Raw genomic sequence first — 7394 nt, forward strand, 5'->3', positions numbered from 1 at the left:
TCGATGGCTTCACTCGACAGCTTCAAATGCCGCAAAAAGCTCAACGTGGGTGACAACACCTACCACTACTTCTCGCTCGAAGAAGCCGAGAAGAACGGGCTTGCCGGCATCTCCAAGCTGCCGTTTTCGATGAAGGTCCTGCTCGAGAACCTGCTGCGCTACGAAGATGGCCGCACCGTCAAGAAGGAAGACATCGAGGCGATCGCCGCCTGGGTCAACAACCAGGGCAAAGAAGAGAAGGAAATCGCCTTCCGCCCAGCCCGCGTGCTGATGCAGGACTTTACCGGCGTTCCCGCCGTCGTCGATCTCGCCGCGATGCGCGACGCGATGACCAAGCTCGGCGGCGACCCGCAGAAGATCAACCCGCTCGTCCCGGTCGATCTCGTCATCGACCACTCCGTCATCGTCGACGCTTTCGGCACCGCCGGTGCCTTCAAGACCAACGTCGATCTCGAATACAGCCGCAACGGCGAACGCTACCGCTTCCTCAAGTGGGGCCAGAGCTCGTTCGACAACTTCCGCGTCGTCCCGCCCGGCACCGGCATCTGCCATCAGGTGAACCTCGAATATCTCGCCCAGACCGTCTGGACGCGGGAGGAAGAGCACACCAATTCCGAAGGCAAGACCAAGATGGTCGAGGTTGCCTATCCCGACTCGCTGGTCGGCACCGATTCGCACACGACCATGGTGAATGGTCTCGCCGTTCTCGGCTGGGGCGTCGGCGGCATCGAGGCCGAGGCCTGCATGCTCGGCCAGCCGCTTTCCATGCTGCTGCCCGAGGTCATCGGCTTCCGCCTGACCGGCGAGCTGAAGGCCGGCGTCACTGCGACCGATCTGGTGCTGACCGTTACCCAGATGCTGCGCAAGCTCGGCGTTGTCGGCAAGTTCGTCGAATTCTTCGGCGCCGGCCTCGCCGCGCTGACGCTCGCCGACCGCGCGACCATCGGCAACATGGCGCCGGAATATGGCGCGACCTGCGGCTTCTTCCCCGTCGACAAGGAGACGCTGGCCTATCTCACGACGTCGGCCCGCACCGCCGAGCGCGTCGAACTGGTCGAAGCCTATTCCAAGGCGCAGGGCCTCTACCGCAACAAGCACACCGAAGATCCAGTCTTCACCGACACGCTCGAACTCGACCTGTCGACCGTCGTGCCGTCGATGGCCGGCCCGAAGCGGCCTGAAGGCCGCGTCGCCCTGCCCGACGTCGGCGTCGGCTTCCGCGTCGCGCTCGGCGCAGAATACAAGAAGACAGAGAACCCGCAGCAGCGCTTCGCCGTCGAGGGCAAGGATTTCGATCTCGGCCACGGCGACGTCGTGATCGCCGCGATCACCTCCTGCACCAACACGTCGAACCCGAGCGTGCTGATCGGCGCCGGCCTGCTGGCGCGCAACGCCGCCGCCAAGGGCCTGACCGTCAAGCCGTGGGTGAAGACGTCGCTGGCGCCCGGCAGCCAGGTCGTCGCGGAATATCTCGAAAACTCCGGCCTGCAGGTCGATCTCGACAAGCTCGGGTTCAATCTCGTCGGCTTCGGCTGCACGACCTGCATCGGCAACTCCGGCCCGTTGCCGACGGAAATCTCCAAGACCATCAACGAGAACGGCATCGTCGCCGCCGCCGTCCTCTCCGGCAACCGCAACTTCGAGGGCCGCGTCTCGCCCGACGTGCAGGCGAACTATCTGGCGTCGCCGCCGCTGGTGGTGGCGCATGCGCTCGCCGGCACGGTCTCGATCGATCTCGACGCCGACCCGCTCGGCACCGACTCGAAGGGCAATCCGGTCTACCTCCGCGACATCTGGCCGTCGGGCAAGGAGATCGAGGAGTTCATCGAGAAATACGTCACGCGAAAAGTCTTCAAGTCACGTTATGCCGACGTCTTCCACGGCGACAAGCACTGGCGTGAAGTCGATGCGCCGGAAGGCGAGACCTACAAGTGGGACATGGGCTCGACCTACGTGCAGAACCCGCCCTACTTCGAGGGCATGACGATGACGCCGGTGCCGGTGCAGGACATCGTCAACGCACGCATTTTGGCGCTGTTCGGCGACAAGATCACCACGGACCACATCTCGCCCGCGGGCTCGATCAAGGCGTCGTCGCCGGCCGGCGACTACCTCTCCCAGCATCAGGTCGCGACCAAAGACTTCAACCAGTACGGCACCCGCCGCGGCAATCATGAAATCATGATGCGCGGCACCTTCGCCAACATCCGCATCAAGAATTTTATGATGCAGAAGGACGACGGCGTCGTGCCGGAAGGCGGGATGACCAAGCACTGGCCGGACGGTGAGGCGATGCCGATCTTCGACGCCTCGATGAAGTACCAGGCTGAGGGCACGCCGCTGGTCGTGTTCGCCGGCGCCGAATACGGCAACGGCTCGTCGCGGGACTGGGCGGCGAAGGGCACCAAACTGCTCGGCGTCCGTGCCGTGATTTCCGAAAGTTTTGAGCGCATCCATCGCTCGAACCTCGTCGGCATGGGCGTGCTGCCGCTGACCTTCGAGCCCGGCACGACCTGGAGCACGCTGCAGCTCAAGGGCAACGAGACGGTGACCATCTATGGGCTCGGCGAGACGCTGCGTCCGCGCCAGAAGATGGAAATGCTGGTCAACTACGACGACGGCCGCACCGTCACCGTGCCCCTACTCTGCCGCATCGCGACGCTGGACGAACTGGAGTATTTCAACAACGGCGGCATTTTGAGCTACGTGCTGCGGCAACTGGCGGCGGCGTAGCAATCAACCGTCATTCCGGGGCGCGCCGCTGGCGCGAACCCGGAACCGGGGTGCGCCTACCCTGCGGCGTTCCGTCTCCTAAATCGAAGAAAACCGGTTCCGGGTCCGGCTCCGCCGCCCCGGAATGACAGCGCCTAAAGCGTCGATTTCTCGCGCGAAATCACGCGGCGGCTGGCCTTGCGTTCGACGACGACGGTCCGGATGCCCTTGTCGCGCGACGGCGCGGTGACGATGCGCACGGCGCGACGGTCGGGCGCCATCTTCTGCATTTCGGCTTTAACATCGGCAAGCGGCGCGCCCATCAGACCCGCGGCGATCTCGATCTGCTCGTTGACGTCGTCGGAGAGGCCCTGCGCCGCGGCGATCGCCTCGGCAAGCGTCGGCGGATCATGGCGCACCTTGCGCGACCCATATTTCGTATTCCAGCTCGCGGACATGCCGATCTCCATGAGCGGCCAATCTACCACGCGCTTGCTGCGCCGCAACATAGGGGAGCAAACTATTTTGTGCGCCGGTTAATCGCGGTAGTGGAAATTAGCTCTGATTTTCAACCCAAGCAGGCGCGAGCAAAGTCCTGGAAAGCGCGGGCGCGGTGCGACAGCGCGCGAGACCCATCGGCCGGAATGCCGTGCTTCTCCTCGGACGAGATCTCGCCGAACGTGCGATCCATGCCGTTGGGCAGGAAAATGGGGTCGTAGCCGAAACCAAGCGCGCCGCGCGGTGGGAAGACGAGTGTGCCCTGGATCGTGCCTTCGAACGTCAAGGTTTTCTCCCCGAGCCGCGACAACGCCAGGGCCGAGACGAAATGGGCGGCGTAGGGCGGCTTGGCGCCGGCTTCTTCGAGCCGTCGGTGAATCCCATCCATCGCGGCGACAAAGCTGCCGGCTTCCTTGGCCCAGCGGGCAGAGACGATGCCGGGCTCGCCGCCAAGCGCGTCGACGCACAGCCCGGAATCGTCGGCGAACGCCGGCAACCCCGTGGCATCCGTTGCCGCTTCGGCTTTGATGACGGCGTTGGCAATGAAGGTTTTGCCGATCTCCTCGGGCTCGACGAGACCGAGATCGGACGCCGATACCGCTTCGATGCCGTAGGGCGCCAGCAACTCGCGCATCTCTACAAGCTTGCCTGCATTGTGGGTGGCGATCACCAGCTTGCCGTCGATCAACCGTGCCATCTTATACCAGCGCCTGCTTCTGGAATTCGACGAGCCGGGCGATGCCCCCCTTGGCGAGGCCCAGCATGGTGTTCAGTTCGGCCTCGGTAAACACCGCACCCTCGGCACTGGCCTGCACCTCGACGAGGGCGCCGGCCCCGCTGATCACGAAATTCGCGTCGGTCTGCGCCTCGGAATCCTCGGCATAGTCGAGGTCGAGCACCGCCTCGCCGCCGACGATGCCGCAGGAGACCGCTGCCACCTTGTCGCGCAGCGGGTTCTCCTTGACGATCGAGCGCGAGCGCATCCAATCGAAACAATCGTTCAAAGCGATCCAGGCGCCGGTGATCGCGGCGGTGCGGGTGCCGCCGTCAGCCTGGATCACGTCGCAATCAATGGTGATCTGCCGCTCGCCCATGCCCTGCAGATTGGTGACGGCGCGCAGGCTGCGGCCGATCAGGCGCTGGATCTCGTGCGTGCGCCCAGATTGTTTGCCCGAGGACGACTCGCGGCGGGACCGCGTGTGGGTCGCGCGTGGCAGCATCGCATATTCTGCGGTGATCCAGCCGCGCCCCTGACCGCGCAGCCACGGCGGCGGCTTGTCCTCGAGCGAGGCGGTGCAGAGCACATGAGTGCTGCCGAACTTGATGAGACAGGACCCTTCAGCGTAGCGCGCGACCTTCCGCTCGATCGAGATGGTTCGCAGTTCGTCGGCAGCGCGTTTGGACGGTCGCATGAAGGCTCCAGGGATCTCTGCGGCTGTCTAGGCGGCGCGCGTGCCGCGCGCAAGCCGTTGGGCGCGGGACGCTGTCATGGATCCATCGGTCGGCGGCGGTCGCCCAGCGCTGAACGCAACGTTATCCGCCGAATGGCGGAGGAGAATTCAATCGTTAAGATCGAACGTTGGCGAGGCTTTCACGTTTTGAGTTGATGATCATCGCATGGGAGCACACGCCATGACGCCTACCGGGGCAAACTTCGCATTGATCGGCCGCTCGTATCCGGGCGAGACGTTCGAACTTTTGTCCCAGGCGTCGTTGCCGGCGTCGGAGCGCCGGAAGGTGGCGCGGATGTCCCATCGCGCCCGTGAGCCGGAATGGTCGAAGCGATCGCGCCAGGAAGTCTCCCGCGTGTAACTTTATTCGCCGACGACCGGTGTAAAAGCCTCGGCCGATTTGGACGACGGGCCGTGTAGCGGTCGCTCTTCCATTGCGACCATCGTGCCGAACGCCGCTAAGCTTCCAAGCGCGACGAAGCCGAACACGATCTGGAAGCTTCCGGTAAGCACCGCGTGGTCGACCGCGATGATGTGGCCGACCACGTCATGGGTGCCGGCCCCGATGATGATCGCCCCAAAGATCGCGACGAACACGGCCCCGCCAAGCTGACGGCACAAGTTGGCCGTCGCGAGCGCCGTGCCGAGTTGATACGGCATGACCGCGTTCTGGATCGACAGCGTCGCGATCGGCAGCAGCGTCCCGAGCGCGATGCTGATGACGCTGAGGATCAGGCTCAGGGCCCATACCGGCAGACGACCGGCGCCCGTCATCAGCACCAACGCAGCGCAGATGGCGATGGGGAGAAGGGCAAGCGGCAGCCGCTTGTAATGCTTGAATTTCGCCATCACGCGGCCGGCCGTCAGGGATCCGCCCACCGTTCCCAGCATCAACGGCAACAGGGCGATGCCGGATTCGCTGGCGCTCAGGCCGCGCAGGGTCTCGAACAGGATCGGCGCATAGATCGCCAAGCCGAGGAACAGCCCGACGCTCAAGCTCGCGGCCAGCGTCGCCGTCAGCACGACCTTGTTGCCGAGCACTTCCAGCGGGATCAACGGTTCGGGAACCCGCTTCAGACGATAGAAGAACGCCGCCATAAGCGCCGCGAAGGCCGCGAACGTGCCGAGGATTTCCGGGCTCGACCAAGGGAAGCGCGAGCCGCCCCAGCTCAGGGCCAGTAACAGGCTCGACGTCGACGCGACCAGCAGGACCGCGCCGACGATGTCGAGCTTGTGTGGCCGCTCGTGGCGCGGCAGGCGCTTCAGCGGCCCGTTGGTCATGAAGAACGCCGCAACGCCGAGCGGGATGTTGATCCAGAAAATCATCGACCAGTGCAGATGCTGAGCGAAGAAGCCGCCGAGGATCGGCCCCGCAAGGCTGGCCGTGGTGAAGGCCGTGGCGAAATAGGCCTGGTAGGAGGCGCGCTCGCGCGGGCTCAGAATGTCGCCGGCGATGGTCTGCGACAGTGCCAGCAAACCGCCGCCGCCGACGCCCTGGACGAAGCGTGCCAAGATGAGAATGAGCATGTTGGGCGCCAGCGCGCAGAGGATCGAGCCGACGAGGAAGGTCGAGATCGAGACCAGCAGCATCGGGCGCCGCCCATGGATGTCGCTGAGCTTGCCGTAGAGCGGTGTCGCGCTGGTGGCGGCCAGCAGATAGGCGGTGACCACCCAGGGCAGATGCGCGACATCGCCGAGATCGCGGCCGATCGTCGGCATCGCGGTGGCGACGATGGTCTGGTCGAGCGCGGCGAGCAGCATCGACATCATCAATCCGAAGATGATGCGGCGGATTTCGGCTTTGGACAAAGCTGGAGCGGGGCGACCTGTGACCGGAGATGCGATGGACGACATGGCGACGTTCTCCGCCGCGGAAGCGATCCTTGCAAGCGCCATCTGACGGACCGACCTATGCCGCGGCGCCATGTCCGAACAAAGCCGGCGCGCTAAAAGCGCTCCGCGTGCGAGGCGACCACGTCGAGGATCACCGCGCCATAGGTCTCGACCTTTGTCGGGCCGATCCCGTGGATGCGGGTCAGGTCGTCCGCGTCGCGCGGCCGGGCGCGCGCAATGTCACGCAAACTGCGGTCCGAGAGCACGACGTAGGCCGGCACCTTGCGCTCGCGCGCCAGATCCAGCCGCTTGGCCTTGAGCGCGGCGAAAAGGCTGGCTTCGGCTGACGTCATCTCGTCGTCGCCCGCCGAACTGCTGTAGGCCGTTCCGCGCATAGAACCGTCGCCGTCGATCGAGCGCAGCACGTCGCGCGTGCGCCGCCCCTTCACCGGCGTATCGCCCGACAAAAGTTCGAGAGGCATCGCGCCGCTCAGCACCTTGCGGCCCTCGTCGGTGACGTGCCACCGGCCGCCATCGTCGTCGTCCTGGGCGATCAGGCCGGCGGCCTGGATCTGACGGAAGATGCTACGCCATTCCGGGGCGCCGAACTCGGTGCCGACGCCGAAGGTCGGCAGCGCGTCGTGCCCGTGGCGCGTGATCGCCTCCGTGGTCTTGCCGATCAGCAGGTTGGCAAGGTGACCGGGAAAGAACCGGCCCGAGGTGCGGATCAGCGCCGACATCGCCTTCTGCGCCGCGACGACGCCGTTGAAGCGCGGGTGCGTGCCGTCGCAGAGATCACAAAAGCCGCACGGCACACCCTTTTCGCCGAAGGCGGCGAGCAGCGTCTGCCGCCGACAGCGCGGCGTTTCGCAGAGCGCGAGCAACGCATTGAGGCGGGTG

Annotated in this window: 6 protein-coding genes; 1 reads left to right on the plus strand and 5 read right to left on the minus strand. The window is 65.1% G+C overall.

Annotation, left to right across the window (positions count from 1 at the left end):
• Positions 1-3 precede the first annotated feature (3 nt).
• Positions 4-2733, plus strand: coding sequence for an aconitate hydratase AcnA (gene acnA, locus GSQ79_RS23060; RefSeq protein WP_158811122.1), 2730 nt, complete (start codon positions 4-6; stop codon positions 2731-2733).
• Between the two features lie 134 nt (positions 2734-2867).
• Here the strand turns inward: acnA and GSQ79_RS23065 are convergent, their stop codons facing one another.
• The 5 genes from GSQ79_RS23065 to GSQ79_RS29815 all read right to left on the minus strand — a co-directional run.
• On the minus strand, positions 2868-3170 hold the full coding sequence (locus GSQ79_RS23065; RefSeq protein ID WP_158811123.1) for a hypothetical protein: 303 nt from the start codon (positions 3168-3170) through the stop codon (positions 2868-2870).
• 110 nt (positions 3171-3280) lie between these two features.
• Entirely contained in the window at positions 3281-3907 is a 627-nt protein-coding gene (rdgB, locus tag GSQ79_RS23070) for an RdgB/HAM1 family non-canonical purine NTP pyrophosphatase (protein ID WP_158811124.1), read from the minus strand.
• Position 3908: 1 nt separating this feature from the next.
• Positions 3909-4622, minus strand: a complete 714-nt coding sequence (gene rph, locus GSQ79_RS23075; protein ID WP_158811125.1) for a ribonuclease PH — start codon at positions 4620-4622, stop codon at positions 3909-3911.
• A 402-nt stretch (positions 4623-5024) separates the two neighbouring features.
• Entirely contained in the window at positions 5025-6515 is a 1491-nt protein-coding gene (locus GSQ79_RS23080; protein WP_158811126.1) for an MDR family MFS transporter, read from the minus strand.
• A gap of 92 nt (positions 6516-6607) precedes the next feature.
• On the minus strand, positions 6608-7394 hold a 787-nt coding region (locus tag GSQ79_RS29815), incomplete at its 5' end, for an RQC domain-containing protein (protein WP_246725522.1).

Source organism: Beijerinckia sp. L45 (assembly GCF_009765775.1).
In the GTDB taxonomy this organism is placed as follows: Bacteria; Pseudomonadota; Alphaproteobacteria; order Rhizobiales; family Beijerinckiaceae; genus RH-AL1.